Consider the following 21,219-nt stretch of genomic DNA (forward strand, 5'->3'; position numbering starts at 1 on the left):
AACAAAAGGAGCGCGGATTACCCGCGCTCCCTTTGAGTGCGATACACCACTTTACTGCCATAGGAATATCGTTTATTGTGCTGGATCGATTTGTATCTCCGAAGGTGTTTCGGTCTAATCCAATGGAAAATCATAGATAGCAGCCATTTGTGTGGAGCCTTTCCATCAAGCTTCTGCTTCATAATCAGCCACGCTGAGACGAACGGTAAAACAGCATATGTGTAAGCCGGTGGGATAAAAAATAAGATTTTTCCTACGATAAACCAAAACACTAAACAAGCGAAGAATGTGCCGATCGCTCTTACGTTCGCCGGAACGGGTAACTTCTTACCTTCAAAAGCATATATAACCCAATCCCATGTCCATATCTTCGAGTAGTTCGATACGGTCACCCGAGGAGATTCAGATTGCTTTTCGCTCATTAAATGCCTCCGAAGATTGCATCAAAGAAATATTTTGATAATTTTTTGACGTCTTCCCAGTTCATCAGTACTGCCACAATAAGTGCGATTCCCATGAAACTGACGAGCTTCATCCAATCTCGCTTTATCATGTGATAAGCACCAATTGTGATTAGGATTCCTGGTATCACTGCACCAATATTTGATGTGAGCCAAGTCCCCAATTTTTGTCCAGGACCACTAGCAAATGCCGGCGTGGCCATTAACATTAATGCAATCGAGAGCAATGTGGTGCGGATCACCAGATCCTTATTTAATTTTCTCATTTATCAAAGCATCCCTTCGTTATTCTTGATTATTGGAAGCGGGTTGGTCTGGGATTTCCTCATCCGTTGTCTGCTGCGGATCGGACGTCAGTTCTTGATTTTCAGTTCCGATAATGTCTTCCTCTTGAGCAGTATCAAGCATGTAGAGGCGCCCATCTTTTTCAATTACTTCGAAAGACCATGCATTGGTGAATGATTCTCCAATATCACTTTTCACTATGACTGTTGCCAGAATTTTCATTACTCCGCTTTGTGATTCATTTCGATACATGTTTAAACTCTCGACACGATCAAAGTCAAAGGCGGATTTATTTAGGGATTTGGGAGCATCGTCTGCATTAGAGTAAAAATATCGAAGCTGACTAATGTTTCCCTCATACCACGCATTAAGAAAGCTGCTGGTTAGTTCTTTTGCTAAAGCAATGGTGCTAGTATCAGAGATTGAAGGACCGTTCGATGCCGCTTCGACGGATTCCGCCTTGGGCATCTCGGAGACAAACCGCGGATATGATCGGATTACCATACCTTCTTCAACCAGTGTTACAGGAACTACCATGTAAATCTTCTTAATTGATTTCTCATTTTCCGGCAATGGTATGATCGCGTCCTCTTGAGTAGAATCATCTTTCGAGTGTGGAGGCTGCGATGTGGTTTGGTCCATAAGAGGTTCAACTTCTCTTCGGACCATCACCGTAACCTCAACTTGGTTATCGCTTAGTTTTTTTGTATCAAAGACCTCAGTTGAAAGAACTCGACTCGAGCCCTTGATGTCGAGCGCCTTAATACCAGCATCGGAATCTATACCCGATATGAATCCGGATAATCGTGTTGATCGTTCAGAGAAGTTGCCTGTGTTCCAGGTGAAGTATTCAGCTGCAAAGTCCGCTGCGAAACCTTTTACCTTTTCTTCGATGATCGGAGCCGTATTCCCGTTTATAACGGTTTGGTTAATTACTCGAGTCCCTTGGACAAACGACATGCAGCCTTTAAAAATTATGAAGCACATGAAAACCCAGACGCATGTTCTGAGCAGCTTTAAACCGGTTCTAGATTTTGGTGCTCGTTCCTTAATCGACTTATCGGTTTTCTTCTTTTCAGGTGCTTGTCCTTCGGATTCTTTCGTTGGTGAAGAATCATTCACTTCATCTTTCTTTTTCTTCTTCGTAAACAGTCCCAATTTTGTTTCACCTCCTATCGATGTCGGGATTGATCACGATTCTTTGGATTAAAGACGATTCCAATTAAGAAGAACGCGACAAGTGCTAGGATAATGGCATGCTCTGTCTTAAATCCTAGGAACCACCCCCACCATGATTCAATTTTGTCCCACCAGCCTGGTGCTCGCTCTGAAATGGCATGTTTCGCATCATCAATTACCTTAGCCACTCTCTCATGGGATTCTTGGTATTCGCCTGAGTGAGTTGTTGATCCAACAGGATCACTAACTTCTGTATGTACTTCTTGAGAAGTTGGCGCCGGTATGGTTTCTTTGGTGGGGCTCCGGAATAGAATTACTGAAGCAATCAAGAGTAATAGAACACCAACACTTACCAAGACCACCTTTTTGTTTTTGCTCAAACAATCACCTCCGATACTTATATATTAATTAATCAATATAATAACACACAAGTATATTAATTAATATACAACAATTGGAGCGGGATTTTCTCTAAAATGTAAAGGTCTCCCCCTCTACTCATTGTTGGATGTTCCTGCAAGGTCTGAGTATGCTATTAAAATATCTTCAATATTTCGACCTATTAGTACGCGATGGTTTATACCAAAAACTTTATCAGCAGCTTTTCCAATATTAAGTAGTCTTGTTTTATAGACTGCATCTGGAATTACAAATGCAATAATGGAATTCCGAATAATAGTATTTGTCGAAGCTTTTATAACATCCCTATATCTCTCTAGTTTTTTTTGTATGGATACCTGTTCAGTATGGAATGGAGATCTCTGAATTGGTTCTGTCGAGCGGTCTAACTCGATACAAAACAACTGTTCCCCTATTCGCAAAATAGCATCCGGACGCACCTCTATCACCCCATTGTCTCCCCATACACTTTCAGATGGATACCAATCCCAATCAATGAACTGCTTTAGATCATTGAAACTTACCATCCAACGATATCTCAAATCGAGATATATTTTGCCGAGTTCCCAGTAGTGCTCTTTCTTCGCCCGTTCCATATCCACTTCAACTTTAGATAATTTTGAATCATCAGGTATTTCTAATCTTTTTTCGACAACTCGTAATCCCCTCTGCGAGAGATAGTACCAAGTCTCCCCAGTTACCCTTCCTCTTCGGGCCACTGGTAAATCTACAGCATCTGGGATGATTGATGTTCCTTCAACCAAACCACGATCTTTTAATCGCTTGAATGTTCGACGTGCTTTTAGAACAGCTCTCTTTCTATTCTTTTCCTCGAAGGCTGCCTTGGCAGGGTTATCTACACTTTCATACTCTTCATAGTACAAGTCTGGCGAGTCCAAAAAGTATGTTGTGACGACGACTGATTGTGGTATACATCTACATTTGTAGAGGTCTACCAATAAACGCCACTCTCTTTCATTCAAGAGGTCAATTGCTTCGCCTATAGAATAATCGCTCGCTCCTCTTTTGCGTCTTCTACCTCCCTCTTCTGCTTGATCAGTACGATCAAATTTCCCTTGGTCAGCCATTATACCTCATCTCCTTCGGAACCCATGAATGGGCTTGGGTTGAATTTACCCTTTTTAGGGTATTAGTCGGGGATTACTAGGAACAATAAACATGCACTCTACATGAAAATGCAGCAAAAATACAGATGTTTTAGCGTTAAATGAAGAGTGTGGTGGAAGTATAGATAAAAGAATCAATGGATGAACAACTTGTAACTTGATAAAAGGATCGATGAACGAACCATCATAATTACGATGAATGAATCAATCAAATATAAAAAAAGGTCATTCTCTTGTGCCCCCCTTCTAGACTAATTGCCACTCGTCAACAATATAGTAATTGAACCCATTCGATAATATCAATCTTTCAAGTGAGGGTCTTCAGAAAGAAAAATAACTCCCTATAAACTTGACAGGAAACAATATCCTGCTAAATAATAATAACGTAGCGTAACGCATCGTTAACTCCGCGATTTTAGGTTATATAAAACTTGATAATATGCAGGAAACAAGACCTTCAATAACGAATTACATAATTAACGACGCGTAAAGCAACGTGAATAATCTTTACTGACAACTAATTAGTGCACCGTAACGCAACGTTAATTAATCCTTATTTAACGCTGATCTGGATTGTTTGAGTGGAATAACGCATCGTTACGTTGCGTGAAAGGGGTGATTGAAATTGAATGATCAAGACCTTCAATATCCCACGGAAGTTTTGGAGTTTATCGCAGGAAGGATTCCACGAGAAATGACAAGTGTTTTTGCTGAGATATGGAATCACAGATCTGATGGAGGAATTACCTGGACACATCTTGTAAGCAAAATTGGGGATCGGTATCTCGTTGAAAAAGCTCTTCTTCTTTTAGAGACGAATGGGTTTGTAAATGTAGACCCCTCCCCACTCGATCGCCGGCAAAAGAAGTACATTCCAGACGAAATCAGAGGCAAGCAGTTAGCAGTGTACTTGCGTAATAGTAAACTCAACCCAAACAAGGAGGATTAGGTTATGGAAATGAATCTTGGTTTTATTACACTTGAGGGGTTTATGCGCCGGGATGATGGGAATAAGAAAAAGCTAAAGTTTTGCTTTATTTCATGCGGACAGTTTGGTGGCCGTCAAGGGGATGAGCTTGCTCGTCTAGGGCACGATGTATATGCTCTAAACACCTCTGAATCTGACCTCTCTGACCTTAAAATCATTCAGAATATCATTAAGTTGGATGGCTACAATGGGGCGGTTAAGGATATTGAGCGTGGACAGGCAGCAATTAAGGATAACCGAGATAAGGTGTTATCACTACTCAGTAATTCTGATGTGGTTGATGCGGATTTTGTATTTGTTATTGCAGGCATGGGCGGAGGTACGGGAAATGCCGCAGCCCCTATCATTCTAAGTAACTTGAGTAGAGTACGAAAACCCTTTAATGGTAAACCATCGTTTGGTGCTATTGTGTCAGTACCGGGATCATGGGAAAAACGAGGAATTAAAAAGAATGCTCGCTGGGGATTGTCACACATTGATGAATTGATTAAGAGAAATGCATGTGGATCCGTGACAATCGTGGATAACGAGAAGCTATTTACAATGACTGAGGGTATTTTTAGTGATACAGAGACTAGGTTGGAATGGACAGATTACGGTAATAGTACTCTCGCATCTTTATTAACCGAAGTGGCTTTCTTGACTTCTCTCCCTTCAAGCAAGACCTTTGACGAGGATGAACTGCTTGATGTATTAAGTACTCCAGGCTACTATTCATCAGGAAAATGCTATATATACGAAGATGACTCTCTTGAAGTGAATAGCTTAACTTCGCTAATCGAAAAGAGTTTTAGAGAATCCCCAACAGCAAATGACTTTGATTATGAATTAGATGCTGTTAATGGTTTCGTTGCTGTTATTCATCCTAAACACAAGAACCCGATTATTTCGGATTCTGAATTCAGAACATTAGAAGAACGGTTCGGTCGCTTCATTGCTAATGCTGAGAAACCCCATTCTGGCTTAATTGAAAATAGTAATTGGGGAACAATTACAAGCCGTGGGAAACATAATGAGGGCGAGCGAAACAAAGCCATTCTTTATACAGGTGTCGTATGCTCCGCCCTGCCTGACCGGATCGCCAAGATGCTAGAAGAGATTGACCGAGAAGAGCAAGAATTAGAATTGAAGAAGAGTGAACGCAAGAATAAGACTGTCTTAGATCTTTCAGCATTCAAAACAATTGCTAAAAACGAGGTAGCAACGACTAAGGAACCAGTAAATAGTGAGTTTGATCTCTTTGGAGATACCGACAGCAAATCCAATGCAAAAGACGATGATGATTTTATGCTCTGATCCCCCTCCCCTCTCATTGAGAGGGGTTTCTTTTATCCTCAAATTAACGACGCGTAACGCGTCGTTAATTTTCAACGAGTGCCCTCTGCTCTAAAAAAAGGCCGTCGTTACGTGATTTTTGGTCATAAAAAAAGCGCTGCGTTACGCAGCGCTTTTCTGGTTCTTCTAATCTCCACGTCCGAATAATCCAAGGAAGCCTTTCCTCTTTTTTCTATTTGAGTTCTCTAGATCTTCTCGGGAGATTACTGCCCATTTCTTCATATTCTCCTCCAACTGCTGTTGGAGCTGGCTCTGGGTGGTTGCCATAAGCTCCTCTAACTGTTGTTTGCTATTTGCTGTTGTAGTTTCTACCTGGGATTTAAACTCGTCTTTCATTGAATTTACATTAGAAACAATTTCTTTATGTTCTTCTTGGATTTTTTCATGAAATTTTGATTCGATTTGTTGAATTAAACTTTCATCACGACTAGCCTGGCTATTTTTTAGTGTTTCGATTTCGTTTCGTATGAATTCTTGTGTTGTCTCAGCGTGTTTCACTAAGACTTGATCAAGATGTCCAAAAAATTGTTGCATTCGTGCTTCCATGTCTACTACAAGTTGCTGAACTTCTTGTAGTTGTAAGGATTGGGAGTTCGACTGGGAGACAGATACAAGTGAATTGGAACCCTCTTCCCCCCCACTTGGAGGCATAAACATACCGGTGGTAGAGCCAGCTGCATTCATATGGAGAAGCATCTGCTTTATCTGGGTGAAGCTTAATTCGTATTCAGAGTCCCGCCACTTTTGAATTAACCGCACTAATTCTAGGTGTCTGTCAGTGTAAAAACGGTTGTCATGCGGATCTCTGGGAACCATAAAGGCATCCCCAAGCTTCTCTTCCCAATTCCGGAGAGTGTTTTGGGGGACTCCGGTAGCATCGCTGAATTCCTTGATTGTGTAGGCTTTTTCAAAGACATTTTCGTTCACAATAACCCTCCCTTCTTATTGGAGACCCTCTCCAAATTTATTGAGAGATGTATCTATGCGCTACAATATGCTTCTCTTACTAGAATTATATACGACTCCCATAGAATCGGGAAGACCATGATGGTCACACGTATATGTCTCCAATACATAGGGAGACGTATATATTAATACTATTGGAGATGTATTCATAAGAAATAGGATATGTATACCTATTTATTAAGAGATGTATCCATATACTAATAATACTTCTACAATTTAAAGTATAAAAGCATATATACAGACATGGAGGGGCTCTCTCACACAATTGGAGGGGTGTTTTGGACAGTGGGAGAGGGTCTACATCATGGTAGGAGATATCCCAGCGTAAGGGAGAGAGCTACATTAGTACAAGGAGACTAATAGCTTTCCGATAATTCCCATTCAACTTAAAAGAATTGTAGAAATGTATGGTAGATTTATGGTTTATTTATTGTAATATATTAATTAAATAATATACATGAATCAAGGTGGTGTCATATTGAAGTATATAGGAATGGTAATCGGCGGAATATTCTCAGCAATAGGGCATATGATGGCTTTTATTTTCAAGAATATTTATATTGGAATCCGGAGGTTTACATTAGACCCCGCAAACAAGAACGCTATCTGGAACATCCAAGCATTTTCATTATTAATCCTGCTATTATGTATTTTTTTATGGTTGGTTGGTAAATACCAAGATGTAATTTACGGAGTAGACGATCCAGTAGTATTTAGAGCAATTCCGATCATATTAGCATGTTTTTTGGGTCACTCGATATATTCGTGTCCGGCTCTATATCAAAATCAGTATGCTAAACCTCTTGTTCAGACATTTCTTAATGCACTAAGCATTCTTGCAATCGGTCAATTGATACTTGCTTATATGGATAGAGAAATAGGCCTTTTGATTGCTCTTGTATTATTTGTTTTAACGATTTTTATTACTTTATATTACACATTGCGTATTAGAGTCAGTTCTACAATATTTAGTAAACTGTCTGCTGCAGCTGAAGAAAGTAAACCTCGAAAGGAGCACAAGAAAACTCCTAACAATAGTCATTATGAGATGGAGGGGGGAGAGGAGAAACCGGAAAATAAATTTTCTTGGGAAGAAATTAAAGAGCTAGACAGTATTGATTTAAATACACCTGGCTGCTTAAGTCATCTCAGATACTATTCGGAGCAATGTGAGTTAGAACTCTTTTATACTCGTCCAACGAAAGAAAGGCAAAGTCAGCTCATGAAGCTAAACCGTTCCGACAGGGCACAACACGGGCAAATAATTGCCGGGACGGGTGCCGGTAAAACCTTATTTGCAACCAACTTAATTACACAGGATCTATTAAATGATTACATCGGAAGCACAGTTATAGATCCGAAAGGTAGTTTGATAAAACGAATGGCTAATTTTTTGGATCGTATCGGAAGAAAATATTATAGATTGGATCCATTAGTTGTTAATTCAGATTGTCTTAATCCGTTTTTTGTCCCAGAGAGTGAAGATATTGAACCCATGATCGAGCGAAATGTTGCAGCGTTTCATGCTTATCTAGGTCCAGATGCACAAATTTACTTTAAAAGCCGCGCCACACAGCTCTTTCGTGTCGGGGTTAAAGCTTTAAAGTTAGTTTACGGTAATGAAGTAACATACAATGAACTAGACAGATTGATTCAACCCATCAATGATGATTTTAGAGTAGAGGTCCTTCACGAAATAACACTGCTTGGTAAAGAGGGCCAAGTTGCATTGCTTAGAGAATATACGCGTAACATGGCTGGTTCTCCAAAAATGCAAGAGCATGCCATGCAGACGTATTCAAACTTGTATGATTATCTTTCTGAATTGACGTCGAACAAATATATTCAAAAGATGTTCTGTGGAAAGTCAACTTTCAGCATAGATGAAGCAATGAAGAATGGAGAGATCATCCTTTTCAATGGAGCGTACGGTACACTTCAAACTCTAACATATACTGCAGGGCGTTTATTTCTAAATCTTATGCGTGCGAGTACGTTCAGAAGAAATATGGATGGCAATGTCCGGCCACATCAATTGACTATTGATGAAGTTGAAATGTTTGCGGATGAAGAGTTCTCAACGTTCATGGAAATGGCGAGGGAGTTTGAAGTATTTGTAAATGTAATCCATCAGGGTAATGAACAACTCGATGATGTAAGTAAGCGGCTAGGCGCAATGGTAAAACAGAATGCTGTCCAGAAGTTTATAATGGCTGGTCTCGATCCAAATGATGCAAAATACTATTCAGAGATGATAGGAGAAGAATATAAGATTGGCCAGAGTAGTGGAACAGATGAAATGTCTACAACAGGGTTTAAAACCCAAATCAAAGAAGAGAAAAGGTTTACGGTTATGCCAAAAGAAATTCTTAGCCTAAAGGGTTATAATCCGGAAACCGGGGATCCGGCGGAATGTCTCTTTAGGGGAGTACATAATAATGTCAGATTAGACCCTGTCATTGGATTAATCTACCCACTTCCGAAAGTATTGTTCACTCCACTCGAGGTTAGGGGCGAAGATGAAATTATTGAAGAGGTTGAAGATGATCACGAAACTATAAAGGTGGAAAATCAAAAAAGGGAGGGGGAAGTGGACGATATAGAAACCGAGGATAATAATAATAAATTGGAAAAAATTAAGAAGAGAGCTCAACATCGCAAAGAACTTCATTCAAATATTTGTGAACTTGAGACCCAAACAGAAATTAATGAGCCTACAACAGTTCGAAGCCCTCTATGGGATGAACAGGATCCAGTAAACAATAGTAGTAATCCTGTTGAAAATACATCAAATGGGGAAGAGGGCGGGAGTATAGTATCACCACGAGGAGTAACTTTTAGACCGGCAAGCATAGACGACAAGGCATTAAAACTAGCGCAGCAAATCAAAAATGATGCTCAAATATCCCGCAATGAAAAAAAAAGTAGCGAGACGGAGTAATCCGTCTGCTACTCTTTATTGCTCTTCGTTTAGAGTGTGAAACAATTCGTTGAATTCTTCATATACCTTGATACCCAATGGTGTAAGACTATAAAGTTTCTGACGACCACTAGCATTATACTGTACAAAACCAAGCGCTTCAATCCAAATTAAAGCATAGTTTAGTTCTCCGCGACGGACTCTGCTTTCAAGCGATAAATCTTCTTTGTTGTAATCCTTTTTTGACAATGATTGCATAACTAATTTTGGAGCGTTGGGTAAGTTGGAAATCATCGTTTCTAAATAAGGCTTTAACTGTGACGATAAATCAAAGGAAAAGGTCATTATTATTTCACCGAGCCTTTCAAGTTACTATTATATATATTAACACACAATATAAGTAAATAACATATATCTATTAGCGTATTCAAAGGGTGTATATTTCCTCAAAACCAATGTTATTACAGTACAAATAGATTAACTATCTAGTACATTGTACCCAACTCAAATAAATAAATACAGGGGTTCTTGAAAATATTTTGTGGAACTGAAGGTTGATATTATAATTACTTAAGATGAAACTTATTGGGGAGGAGTAGGTGATATTATGTATCATTTTTTTGACCCTTCAATCAGACCTGTTGCTACGACCGATTTAGCAGGAAATATTATATATGTTCGGACTCATGGACTGCACCATTATGGTTATCCTGATATTTATTTAGATAATGTAAAAAGTAATTACGAGGTGTTATTTCATTCAATATTGGATAAAATGTTCTCGCTTGATTTTGATATCAATCAGATCTGGAAGTTCAATGGTTACATAATACAATTTGAGATTTACCCAGAAGAGAAGCTTGCAAAAATCGTTTTCCCATCAAATGATGAAATAAAAATCATTACAATCAATAATCCCGTGACTGATGAACCCTATAAATTATTAACCAGAGGAATTCAGCAATTATATAATCTACCGGAAATTACTATTACAGCAGAAATACCTTATTCAAGAGAAATTATTGAATATGTTTTAGAACAAATCCAGCAAGGTGAATCCTTCGACGGAGACTCGTTTATTTTGTACGATGGGCTGCAGTATGATGTGGTACAAAATTCAGACCGATATGGATTTCCCCAGTTAGAAATTCAACTTGTGAAAAAATCCGAAAAACGGTTATTTAAAGAGAAAGGTAGCCATCTAAAGAGGGTGAAATAATAGTCCTTCATTTTTTTGATTAATAGTTGTATATTAATATATATATTAAATAATTAATTAATATGAGTGTGTAGAAAGGAGAACTTATAGAAAGGAGAACTTATAGAAAGGAGTTTTAGATTGTTTGATGAGCATCTTATTAAAGAATTGGAATTTGTTCTAACCCATCCTCATTGTAACGTGGAGAAAATAGAATCGTTCTATAACAATTGTCTAATGATGAATGAATCAGTCCCAGTCTACGCATTTGTTAAAACGGTTAATATGATAAATCCTCAACTATTGGAGGAATGGTCTAATAAAAACCCGATGGTAAGGGTAGCAGCTCAGGAATTAGGAGTGAAAGCAGAGGTTAGCAATATCAGAACAAGCAACTTCTCAATTCAAATCAGTATTGATTTATCTGGACATCTACCCAAAGGCGGACTGTATAAAGTAGTTTGGTCTTCTGAACTTGAGGAGGGACTTTTTAATCAAATGTTTAAACGAAGAGCAATCCATGTTATAGACAGAAAACGTCGAGAAGTGGAGTTAATAGGATTCCGATTTTTGACGGATCGTAATTGTACACTTTATTTAAAAGTTAAGGAGGAATCAGCATGACTACTTTTCAAGCACTATCGTCCAATCCTATGCAAGAGTATCGTACTTCTCTTCGACGTAAACAAATTCACCAGGGCACGGTAAGTGGAGTCGAGGTTCATGAACCGCATGGTAAAAAAATGGAATGTGCACTTGTTCGATTAAATAACGGTCTTAAGGGATTGATCTTCGAAGATCAGTTTGATAAGCATAAATTTCGTTCACTAGTCGGCTTTATTGATCATCGAATTGATTTTATGGTATTGGATGTTCAAAAGATGGGATTGGACCCTAATCAATATCAGGTGTTCGATGAAGAAAAGGGAATTGTCTTGCTTTCACGTGTTCAAGCAATTGAAGAATTGCAGGAAGAATTCTGGGAGACTGCAGAAGAGGGCCATGTTGTTACGGGTACAGTATCGGGTTGGGAAGAGAGTCGATTATATATTTTGGTTAAAGGGGTATCATGTGTACTTGCAATACAGGATTACGAATATGATTGGACATTCTCCGCGAAAAACCTAGTTCCATTGGGAACATCTCTCACTGTGAAAATTACAAAGATCGATCGAGAGAATCAACAAGTAAAAGTATCTCGAAAAGAATTATTAGAGGATCCATGGAATCGTGTTCGAGAAAATTTTGGAGTCGATAATTTTTATGCTGGTGAGATAACAGGGGTAGTCGAAAATGTTGGGATTTTTGTAAAAATCGCTCCTGGCATTGAAGTGCTTTCATGGTTTCCGAAGAGGTTACCATCACATGGACAATTAATCGGAAAACATGTAAGTGTTAAGATAAAGAGCATCGATGCTGAGAGAAGGCGGATAAAAGCAAGAATCTGTAAGTTTCCTCATGAAATTTATTAAGGGGAGTGTGTTATGGAATTTCAAGTGTCTCCGTTGATAAATACAACGGGAGAGATGGCACTCCAACCTAAACCTGTATGGGATGATCCATATGCGTATATCACCGGGATGGATCAGTTAACAAGACATGAGTTTTACTACATCGAAGAAAAAATAAAAAATGGTTGGATTACAGACAGGGATATTGAAATCGTCAAATTTTTATTCGTTCACCGTTGGATAACATTGATACAACTACAACAGATTTTCTTTAGAGAAGCAGATCGAGACGAAACGGTGAAAAAGAGAGTTCGGAAATTACTCAAGTATGGGCTGATTAGACGTATTCAGTGGAAAACCTACTCAAGCCCTACCGAAAATCGACAAAGTTTTTACGAACTCGGAGCTAGTGGTGCAGATATCTTAAAGTATAGGTACGGAATAGCCTTAGGAAGCAAAGATCCGCGTGCAGCTCGTCCCACTACGATGCTGTATCGAATGAAGTACATCGTAACAAACGAGCTGTACATCCAACTTCGTGAAAACTTCAATATGATTCATTTTGAATTCCACCCGATATTGAAATTAGAAGATGACCAGCAAATACCAATGGCTCGTTACATACTTCAAACACCGGCTGGTAAGAAAATAATATTCTATTTGGTGGTTCATCGAGACGATGAGAAGTGGCTAAAAACACTTAGGTACCAGGCGCAGTTCTATAAAAGTTATATCAGTGGAGGAGAAGATGGGGGAGTTTTAGTCCTGTTGTTATCCTCAGACGAAAAAGCAGAATTAGCACAAAAGCTACTGCTACAAGAAGGCATTAATAATTTGGTCTGGTTTATTACCGATAAGGATTTATATGATACTGAGAAGGACCTTAAAACCAGCTTCTTCTTTTTTAAAGATGAAGGAAAGCAATACTACAATCTTGGATGAAATTTCCTTCTTCAATACTTGTATATTAATAAATTGATTAATTAATATACGTACTTAAGTAGGGGGTTGAAATGAATCGCATATTCTTAGCTACCCCAGATCGGGATGAAGCAGAATGGCTTACTGATGAGCTAAGTGAAGTCGGAAAAATAGTAAGGACAATCGATTCTTTAGACTTCTTTATACCTCAGTGGGAATCCATCGAAGCGAATGTAGTTATTTTTATGGAAAACGTAATAAGGTCAGATGAAGCATTTATACGTCTGATTAAAAAGGTACGCTCTGATCGACCAGGTTCATCAATTATGTTGGTTTATCATCGTGAGGATGATGAGTTAATTTCTAACCTGCACGATGAAGGTGTCACCTGTTTGAATTATATGGACCTAGAGCCAGGTATCGTGGAGCTCCGGCTCTTAGAGGCATTAGGACATAAATTCCCAGTCCCTGTTCCGGAACAGATGACGGTGGTAAACCAGGACGTTGATTACAATCCGGAAAGTGAAATAAATGACTTGTTTGAGTCACCTGAAGAAGTAGAGAAAACACCCGCTCCTAATAACGAAGAGAAGAATATAGGAGCAGATGAATTTGATCAGGATAATCAACCGGCATTTTTGATTGGGGAAAAGGCTAGGGGAATAGGGAGACAAATCTCCGAGACTAGCTCTAAGCTCTTCGGGAAAATTGAAGAAAAGAAACGGTTGATCATTGAGAGTCAGAAGAAAAAAAACACAGATGTAATTCGAACAGATGATATCGATTTTGCACCCATATTGCGTAATGGCAATAAACGCAAAAAAGATAGATTTGTTGGAACGGCAGTCATCGCTGTAATCGGCGTGAAGCCTGGCGTAGGATGCACGCATACCTCTGTTATGATTGCAAACTATTTAGCGAATGAAAATTATCCTGTTCTCCTAATAGAGGCAAATGATTCAAATGATTTTGTGGAAATTGAAGCTGCCTATGAAGGTATTGAAAATCCAACAATACTCAAGAATCCAACATTTACAATAGACGGAGTAAGATATGTCAAGAATGTCACGGACCTAAAGCTTTATCAATACCACCCTGGGAATTATGCTTTCATCATTCTCGATATGGGCGCCTATCAAAAAAGTTACTGCTACGAGGAATTCTTACGAGCTAATATATCCATCGTCATTGGGTCAGGAAGTGAGTGGAAGCAAAAAGATATTATCACATTCTTTGAGGAACAGATACACCTGGATCAAAGCAGATGGAAATTGTGTGTTTCTTTGGCCACAAAGCAGACGATTGAAGATATAAGGAAAAAACTGCCAAAGCGGAAAATTCATGCCTTACCTTTTCATCCGGATCCTTATCGAAAGGACAAGGTTGTAAATTCGATCCTGGAAGATATGTTAAAGCTGCATCAGCATCAACGGTTATCAGTTCTTAAGAAAAAGATGCAGTCGTTCTTCCAGGATGAATAACGGTGGGCTTGAGATCAGAAGGGAGAAGAAACATGTCAAGGATAAGATTTCGCCAAAAACAGTTACTGTTAGCGGCCTCAATCGGCGGAGCTGCGGTATTGTTAATCTGTATTATTTTCGGGTTTTTCTATTTTAAACACATTGAAAACCGGAATGAAAGTGAAAGGATTGTTATTGAACAACAACGTGATTATGCACAGAAGCAATTGGAGGAAGAAACTGTAGCCGTTCAGGTTGCCTCTAACGATTACCAGGCAGGCGATATTTTACATGAATCTGATTTGGAAACCATTAATATTCCGAAGAGAGCGGTACCGGACAATGTCTTGAGTACAAACGATATTGTTGGCAAATACACCAAGATCAATCTGAAGAAAAATACACCTATAACTGAATCAATGCTTTATGAAGATGGGATAACACCGCACGATTTAAGAAACCAAGAATTTGGCCTTATCGAGCTGCCGAGCAAACTGAAAAAGGAAGAATTTGTTGATGTCCGTGTGAAGTTCCCGACGGGGCAAGATTACATCGTTTTGTCCAAGAAAAAAGTTAAGGACTTGGCCAATGGAACTGTCTGGTATGAGATGAATGAAAAGGAGATCCTTACCATGTCCAGTGCCATTGTGGATGCATATATCAACGATGCTTCGATATATGCTCTCAGCTATGTTGATCCATATATGCAAAACGGGGCTTACGTTACTTATCCTGCAAACGAGAAAGTGCTGGATCTTATTGAGTCCGACCCCAATATTATTGAGGTTGCAAAAATGGAACTTGAGCGCAGATATCGCCAGAAGCTTGAAAGCGATTTGCAATCCATGACCGAAAAACAAAGACAGGATTATATCAACGGTTTGAATGGAACCAAGAAAGAGTTTGAAAAAGCGGAAGAAAGGTCGGCAAACACCGGAAATTCGTTACTTGATCAGCAGCAACCCGTGAATCCAAACTCAGAAGCAGTTTTCACGGATAACAATGAAGGTGTCACTGTAACGGATAATACGGTCACGGAGTAGGAGGCAGTTATGAAGCAGATTCTCTTTATTGGTGATTATGATAAGACTGATTTAATGTTTTACATTGCCAAACTGATATCGCAGGAGAAGAAAGTACTAATCGCTGACTGCACATTAACCAGACGATATGACTTTGCCTATCCAAAAGTCGAGATGGTCTCGCTGTTGCAGGAGTATGACCATTTTGATATTGCAGAGGGTTTATCTTGCCACAGTGATCTCGATGCAATACTTAAGAACGACGAATATGACATCGTACTGATTGATGCGGAAAATGAAGAGGCCTTAAGAAATTGGCCGGCAGCTGATCTGTATTATCTCGTTTCCTCTTTTGAGAATCCAGTGATGCGGAAGAATGAAAAGCTCATACAATCCTATTTTCAAGAAAAGCCGGCTTCCGAGCTGTACCCTTTTAGCAAAATCATTTTTGAAGTCCACGGTACTCAAAATGAAACTTATCTCAATGATCTCTTAGATAAGCACCCTATTCATTGGGGGGATACCTTGACGTATTATCCGGATGAGCGTGATTTAACCCGGAAAATTAATAATCAATTCTCTAGTAAGGTAAAACTGAAAGGGTTGTCCGGACCGTACAAAGACGTCATTAAGACTGTAGTATCCCACATTCTTGAGCTGAGTGCCAAGGAAACCCTGAATTTATGGAAGCAAGCTGAAAGGAGCAAATAGCTATGGGGCAAATTGCATTTTGGGGCTACCAACACGGCCTGGGCGTTACGAGTAATACCGCAGCAATTGCAGCTTTGATTGGTTTGGAATATCAAATTCGAACCCTTTGTTCTCAGCCACAATGGTCCGATGCCACCTTGGAACGAGCATTTCGAAGAGCTTTACAGCAGTCGAATCCTGAGTTTTTCGATTTTACAGGTACCGGCATTGACTCTTTGGAACGAGCTGTTCGGGCAGGGAAGTTGCAGAATGATTCCATTAAAAACAACTCTCTTTTCATCGAACGGGATCGTCTCGACTTTCTGAAGAATAGTGGAAAACTTAATCGAGAACAGTTTGAAGCATCGACGGATGTCCTTAGCATCATTTATGAAAGTGCACGCGCCTACTACGACGTTTTGCTTTTGGATCTGCATAGTGGATCCAATAGTAATGTGGGACAATCCATGCTTCAAAATTCGGATCTGATTGTTGTATGTGTTAACCAGAACATTAATGTGCTGGAGAAATACTTTGAGAGCAAAGACTCCTGGCCGGAAGAATTACACACAAAGCCACATGTCTTGTTGGTCGGTCAGTATGATGTTGAGTCAAAATATAAGATCAAGAACATTGCCAATAAATATCGCTACAAAGCTCCCATTCTTACGGTTCCCTATAATACCAACTTCAAGGATCATTACAACGATGGAGACGTAAAAGGATTCTTTACGAAGAATTGCTTTATAGCCAAAAACCACGAGAATTTTCATTTCATGCAGGAGGTCCGAAGGGCAGCTGAGTTCATTCTGACAGAAGTTGGAATCAATACCAAAATCAAAAATATTGAGAGAGGAGTGTCTTAATGGGGACGACTTTAAATTTCTTGATTATCGTCCTCATTCTAATCGGCCTTATTTTGTTTTTGATTTTCAAGCTTCGGCGTAAACCGGTCCAGCATTTTTCCAAGAAAGAAGAATTGGACAGGGAACGATACGAGATCGAAGAGATTCTCGGTTTCGTGAAACGGACGATAAGCGATTTTATCAATACCAATTTATTAGATTTGGCACTATCTGAAGAAGAATATAGCCGTCGAAAAGCCTTGGTAGTTGAATTGGAAAAAGCCTTGAAGAATGCAAATACGGGGGATATCCAAGAGAAGGTATACCTCAAACAGTACATTTATGATCTGTTAGAACGCAAGTACGGCATTGATGAAGACAACGTGAACTGGATCATTCCTTTTCATGATCCTGATAGCCTTAGTGATCAAGACAAGTTTGATATTCTTCTACATTTGTACAAGAAGAAATACGGATTTAAGGGGCTAGAGCAGTTGATTACCCAGTATCATCTGGATGATTTAAAATCTGTGATCGAAGATGGATCCACCGAGTCCTACATCATTACAAGCGAAGAAATCAATAAGGTATATAAAATGGAGGCCGCCAAACACAAACTCGATTTTCACGACCGGTTGAGCGTTGTGGTGCAACGGATTTACTCGCAGTACAAGGGTTATGGAGTGATCGATGACATTCTAAACCAGAAAATCGACGGCGTGTCCGGCGGGGTATCTGGTGTACCTAGCTCGATGCAGCTACTCGATGACGAAGTGGATCTGATGAACTCCATGAAAAAGATCAAGCATCACGGATACGAAAGTGTCTGGATCTTCTATAAAGGAAAATCAATTCACTTATCCTTTCTTAGCTTTGGCTCAGAGCTCGAATTAAAGCGAATCGTCAACAACATCTACAAATATGACAATCCGAGCCAGATGAATGAACAGACAGGTTTCAAAGTAAACGAATTGAAGGATGGTTCACGGGTTGTTGTGGCCCGTCCACCTTTTTCCGAAAGCTGGGCGTTCTGGGTTCGGAAATTTGACCTTCCGAACATGTCCCTTGAAAAGCTGATCTCGGATGAATCCGCTGAAAATGCTGAACTCCCGAGAGAACTTATCAAGTTTTTCATGAAAGGTGCACGAATAACAGCCATTACGGGGCCCCAAGGTGCCGGTAAAACGTCTCTTATGATGGCCGCGGTTAAGTATATACCGGCAACGTATAACTTGCGAATCCAGGAACTGGCCTTCGAGCTCAACCTTCGGAAATTGTACCCGCAGCGAAATACGATCGCTTTTCGGGAAACAGACTATATTACCGGCCAACAAGGACTTGATTTTCAAAAGAAAACAGATGGCACCGTCAATTTGCTGGGTGAGGTAGCTACTGATCCAGTGGCTGCTTGGATGATAAAAATGGGTCAAGTCGCGAGTTTATTCACGATCTTTACCCATCATGCCAAAACATTTCGAGATCTTATGTGGTCCTTGAGAAATGCATTGATCAATACGCAAGCCGCCACAGATCAAAAAGCAGCAGAAGAACAGGTAGCCAAAGTCATTGAGCTTGATGTCCATGTGGAAAGAAATAGTACCGGTCGCCGATACATCGAGCGTATCACGGAGTGCATCTATCAAGAGCATGATGACTCGGCGCTCGAGAAAATCGAATCGGGAAACGGTCTCGAATCCAAAATGGATGCCCTTATAGCTATAAAAAAGGAAGAGATCTTACGTAAGACAGGCCGTGTTTGGAAGGATCGAAACATTGTTGAGTACCGAGACGGTAAATACATTGCTTGTGAACCCTTATCAAAGGAAAAGGTTCATCAAATGCTGTCCATCATGCCCCCAAAAGATGCAGATAATTTCCGGATGTTTTTAAAAAAATACTGGGGGAATGTGAGCTATGATTAACACCCAAATTCTATTAATCATATGTCTCATCGCGCTGTTTATTTCAGGAGCTACCTATTTTGTCTCCCAGCGAAAAGCGAAGCCTGTAGGATACAGTGGGGCCAGAAAGATAACTAACAAACGACTGATGGTATTTTATCAAAAATCATATGTTGAGTTTTCAAAGCTCCCTTTTCTCAGCAAACTGATTAGGCGTGTGCGGTTTCGGCTTTCGACCATTAATCCTTACGACGAGCTGACACTTCGAAAAGAAACCATGCGAATCACTTTAAGGGTCCTTGCCATTTCCCTTGTAGTTATTACAACTATGGCGATTTTTAGTAAAAGCTTTGTCATGGTTCTGTTCACCATAATGGGCGTCGTTGTACTGAATACACTGCTTATTAGTATTTTTGTAAAGCGAGTTGAAGACCGACTTCTCGTACAATTTGTTAACTATTTGGAAGAAGTTCGGCATGACTACCAGGAGCTGAAATTGGTAGATGAATCGATATATCAAGGTGCTCAACGATCACCGCACGATATGAAGCTTCAGGCTGAGCGGATCCACGATATATTGACATCCAAGGATCCTAAAAAAGAATTAGAGGCATTCTATGCGGTAGCTCCAAACCGGTACTTAAAACTTTTTGCAGGTGTTTCTTATTTGGTCATGGAGCATGGGGATCGGGTCGTATCAAAAGGTTCCATGTACTTGAATGCCTTAAGTAAGTTGGTTCGAGAGATCCGGGATGATGTCCTGAGACGAAGGCGGCTAAGCTACAAGCTCAGTAACTTATCTTTATTCGCTTTATTGCCAATCTTGTTCACCTTTCCAATTGAAACCTGGGCAACAACCTATTTCCCAATTATGAAACAATTCTACGCTGGGAATATCGGATATATTTTACGGATTATTCTTTATTCTGCATGCATCATCTTCTACTTATTAGTTCGTAAAATCGGTGAAATCGAAGATGCCAGGTATACCGCAGTGGGGAGCAGGAGGAATTGGGAGAAGCATGTCTACAATTTTCCAGGTGCTCGTTGGTTCATTGATCGAATTGTTCCATCGAAAAGGACAAGAAAACACTATCAGATAACACTTTTGCTAAAAGAATCAAACTCACCACTTACTATTGAGTGGTTCTATATACAACGAATAGTTGTGAGTTTGGCTTGTTTTATCGGAGTCATCGCTCTATCCATTTTCCTTCATTGGAATACAAGCCATCAAATCCTAACCAATTTAACAACAGAGACACCACACATGATGGGCTTCATGACCGAAGATGAGAAGCTAAGGGCCCAAGAGCTTACTGACTTTGATAATGCAGTAATTCGAGACTTGAAAGGAGCTGATACTTTAACCAGAGATGCAGTCTTGGAAAGGGTAATGTTGCTGCCGGATGCGCCAACGGAAAATACTGCTTTGAGTAAAACTGTCACCAGGATTACGGAGAAAATGGAAGTTCTCAACAATCAATATTTTAAGTGGTGGGAGCTTCTCATTGCGATTGGTACGAGTTGTATAGGTTTTTTCATCCCATTATGGATAACGCAATTTCAAAGAAGGATGCGAACTTTAGAGATCCAGAATGAAGTTGACCAATTTCATGTAATGATTTCCATTCTGAGTCAATTTGAACGTATGAATGTGCAAACAATCCTGGAATGGATGGAAAGATACAGCATCATTTTTCGACCGGCACTACGAAAATGCATCGTTAATTTTGACAGTGGTCCTGAGAGGGCGATAGTAGAGCTCAAGGAGGATGCACCATTCATTTCCTTTGTAAGAATCATTAACAGACTGCAGCTGGCACTAGAAAAAATACCGTTGATTCAAGCTTTCGATGATTTAGAACTGGAGCAAGAGTTTCATCGGGAGCAAAAAATGGACCGCATGAATCGACTCATTAGTAAAAAAGTGTTATGGGGGCGGATCTGCGGCTGGACACCATTTTATATGTGTGTTCTACTTTACCTTTTGTTTCCAATGCTCTATGTATCTATTGGGCAAATGGACAAAACGATGAGTAATTTAATGAATTTTACTTAAAGGGGAGAA

Annotated in this window: 20 protein-coding genes; 13 read left to right on the forward strand and 7 right to left on the reverse strand. The window is 39.7% G+C overall.

The genetic code is table 11. The features are described 5' to 3' along the window. Nucleotides 1-17: 17 nt before the first annotated feature. The 5 genes from AC0VZ8_RS34025 to AC0VZ8_RS34045 all read right to left on the reverse strand — a co-directional run bounded on the left by AC0VZ8_RS34025 (nucleotide 18) and on the right by AC0VZ8_RS34045 (nucleotide 3,412). Complete coding sequence (locus AC0VZ8_RS34025; protein WP_260068865.1) at nucleotides 18-422, reverse strand: conjugal transfer protein; 405 nt, start codon at nucleotides 420-422, stop codon at nucleotides 18-20. Continuing rightward, nucleotides 422-727, reverse strand: coding sequence for a hypothetical protein (locus tag AC0VZ8_RS34030; protein ID WP_119851408.1), 306 nt, complete (start codon nucleotides 725-727; stop codon nucleotides 422-424). Before AC0VZ8_RS34030 ends, AC0VZ8_RS34025 begins: the two co-directional genes overlap by 1 nt. Before the next feature lie 19 nt (nucleotides 728-746). Next, nucleotides 747-1,904: a conjugal transfer protein gene (locus tag AC0VZ8_RS34035; protein WP_475487938.1), complete on the reverse strand. Its 1,158-nt coding sequence runs from the start codon at nucleotides 1,902-1,904 to the stop codon at nucleotides 747-749. A gap of 14 nt (nucleotides 1,905-1,918) precedes the next feature. Then, complete coding sequence (locus AC0VZ8_RS34040) at nucleotides 1,919-2,305, reverse strand: hypothetical protein (RefSeq protein ID WP_475487939.1); 387 nt, start codon at nucleotides 2,303-2,305, stop codon at nucleotides 1,919-1,921. A 114-nt stretch (nucleotides 2,306-2,419) separates the two neighbouring features. Then, entirely contained in the window at nucleotides 2,420-3,412 is a 993-nt protein-coding gene (locus tag AC0VZ8_RS34045; RefSeq protein ID WP_475487940.1) for a replication-relaxation family protein, read from the reverse strand. Nucleotides 3,413-4,076: 664 nt separating this feature from the next. On the opposite strand from AC0VZ8_RS34045, the gene AC0VZ8_RS34050 reads away from it, so the two are divergent. Together AC0VZ8_RS34050 and AC0VZ8_RS34055 are read left to right on the forward strand one after the other, a co-directional pair. Beyond that, on the forward strand, nucleotides 4,077-4,400 hold the full coding sequence (locus tag AC0VZ8_RS34050) for a hypothetical protein (RefSeq protein WP_475487941.1): 324 nt from the start codon (nucleotides 4,077-4,079) through the stop codon (nucleotides 4,398-4,400). Nucleotides 4,401-4,403: 3 nt separating this feature from the next. Next, nucleotides 4,404-5,735, forward strand: coding sequence for an FtsZ/tubulin family protein (locus AC0VZ8_RS34055; protein WP_475487942.1), 1,332 nt, complete (start codon nucleotides 4,404-4,406; stop codon nucleotides 5,733-5,735). Nucleotides 5,736-5,900: 165 nt separating this feature from the next. Here the strand turns inward: AC0VZ8_RS34055 and AC0VZ8_RS34060 are convergent, their stop codons facing one another. Next, entirely contained in the window at nucleotides 5,901-6,701 is an 801-nt protein-coding gene (locus tag AC0VZ8_RS34060) for a helix-turn-helix domain-containing protein (protein ID WP_475487943.1), read from the reverse strand. Between the two features lie 517 nt (nucleotides 6,702-7,218). Here AC0VZ8_RS34060 and AC0VZ8_RS34065 point away from each other — a divergent pair. Then, nucleotides 7,219-9,681 carry a type IV secretory system conjugative DNA transfer family protein gene (locus AC0VZ8_RS34065; RefSeq protein WP_475487944.1) on the forward strand — a complete coding sequence of 821 codons (2,463 nt, stop codon included), beginning with the start codon at nucleotides 7,219-7,221 and terminating at the stop codon, nucleotides 9,679-9,681. Between the two features lie 15 nt (nucleotides 9,682-9,696). Here the strand turns inward: AC0VZ8_RS34065 and AC0VZ8_RS34070 are convergent, their stop codons facing one another. Then, nucleotides 9,697-10,005, reverse strand: a complete 309-nt coding sequence (locus tag AC0VZ8_RS34070) for a hypothetical protein (RefSeq protein ID WP_475487945.1) — start codon at nucleotides 10,003-10,005, stop codon at nucleotides 9,697-9,699. A 262-nt stretch (nucleotides 10,006-10,267) separates the two neighbouring features. On the opposite strand from AC0VZ8_RS34070, the gene AC0VZ8_RS34075 reads away from it, so the two are divergent. The 10 genes from AC0VZ8_RS34075 to AC0VZ8_RS34120 all read left to right on the forward strand — a co-directional run bounded on the left by AC0VZ8_RS34075 (nucleotide 10,268) and on the right by AC0VZ8_RS34120 (nucleotide 21,210). After that, entirely contained in the window at nucleotides 10,268-10,879 is a 612-nt protein-coding gene (locus AC0VZ8_RS34075; protein WP_475487946.1) for a hypothetical protein, read from the forward strand. Nucleotides 10,880-10,999: 120 nt separating this feature from the next. Continuing rightward, nucleotides 11,000-11,482, forward strand: coding sequence for a hypothetical protein (locus AC0VZ8_RS34080; RefSeq protein ID WP_260068872.1), 483 nt, complete (start codon nucleotides 11,000-11,002; stop codon nucleotides 11,480-11,482). Then, complete coding sequence (locus tag AC0VZ8_RS34085) at nucleotides 11,479-12,330, forward strand: 30S ribosomal protein S1 (RefSeq protein ID WP_260068873.1); 852 nt, start codon at nucleotides 11,479-11,481, stop codon at nucleotides 12,328-12,330. The genes AC0VZ8_RS34080 and AC0VZ8_RS34085 overlap by 4 nt, the downstream gene beginning before the upstream one ends. 12 nt (nucleotides 12,331-12,342) lie before the next feature. After that, nucleotides 12,343-13,251 carry a replication-relaxation family protein gene (locus tag AC0VZ8_RS34090; RefSeq protein ID WP_475487947.1) on the forward strand — a complete coding sequence of 303 codons (909 nt, stop codon included), beginning with the start codon at nucleotides 12,343-12,345 and terminating at the stop codon, nucleotides 13,249-13,251. Nucleotides 13,252-13,322: 71 nt separating this feature from the next. After that, a complete protein-coding gene (locus tag AC0VZ8_RS34095; RefSeq protein ID WP_475487948.1) occupies nucleotides 13,323-14,711 on the forward strand; it encodes a hypothetical protein in 1,389 nt (462 codons plus the stop codon). 32 nt (nucleotides 14,712-14,743) lie between these two features. Then, on the forward strand, nucleotides 14,744-15,733 hold the full coding sequence (locus AC0VZ8_RS34100; RefSeq protein WP_475487949.1) for an SAF domain-containing protein: 990 nt from the start codon (nucleotides 14,744-14,746) through the stop codon (nucleotides 15,731-15,733). A 9-nt stretch (nucleotides 15,734-15,742) separates the two neighbouring features. Next, a complete protein-coding gene (locus AC0VZ8_RS34105) occupies nucleotides 15,743-16,423 on the forward strand; it encodes a hypothetical protein (protein ID WP_475487950.1) in 681 nt (226 codons plus the stop codon). Nucleotides 16,424-16,425: 2 nt separating this feature from the next. Beyond that, entirely contained in the window at nucleotides 16,426-17,268 is an 843-nt protein-coding gene (locus tag AC0VZ8_RS34110; RefSeq protein WP_475487951.1) for a hypothetical protein, read from the forward strand. Continuing rightward, nucleotides 17,268-19,169, forward strand: coding sequence for a pilus assembly protein CpaF (locus AC0VZ8_RS34115; RefSeq protein ID WP_475487952.1), 1,902 nt, complete (start codon nucleotides 17,268-17,270; stop codon nucleotides 19,167-19,169). Before AC0VZ8_RS34110 ends, AC0VZ8_RS34115 begins: the two co-directional genes overlap by 1 nt. After that, nucleotides 19,162-21,210, forward strand: a complete 2,049-nt coding sequence (locus tag AC0VZ8_RS34120; protein WP_475487953.1) for a hypothetical protein — start codon at nucleotides 19,162-19,164, stop codon at nucleotides 21,208-21,210. Before AC0VZ8_RS34115 ends, AC0VZ8_RS34120 begins: the two co-directional genes overlap by 8 nt. Nucleotides 21,211-21,219 lie beyond the last annotated feature (9 nt).

It is taken from the genome of Paenibacillus sp. QJM3NY_38 (assembly GCF_056173265.1).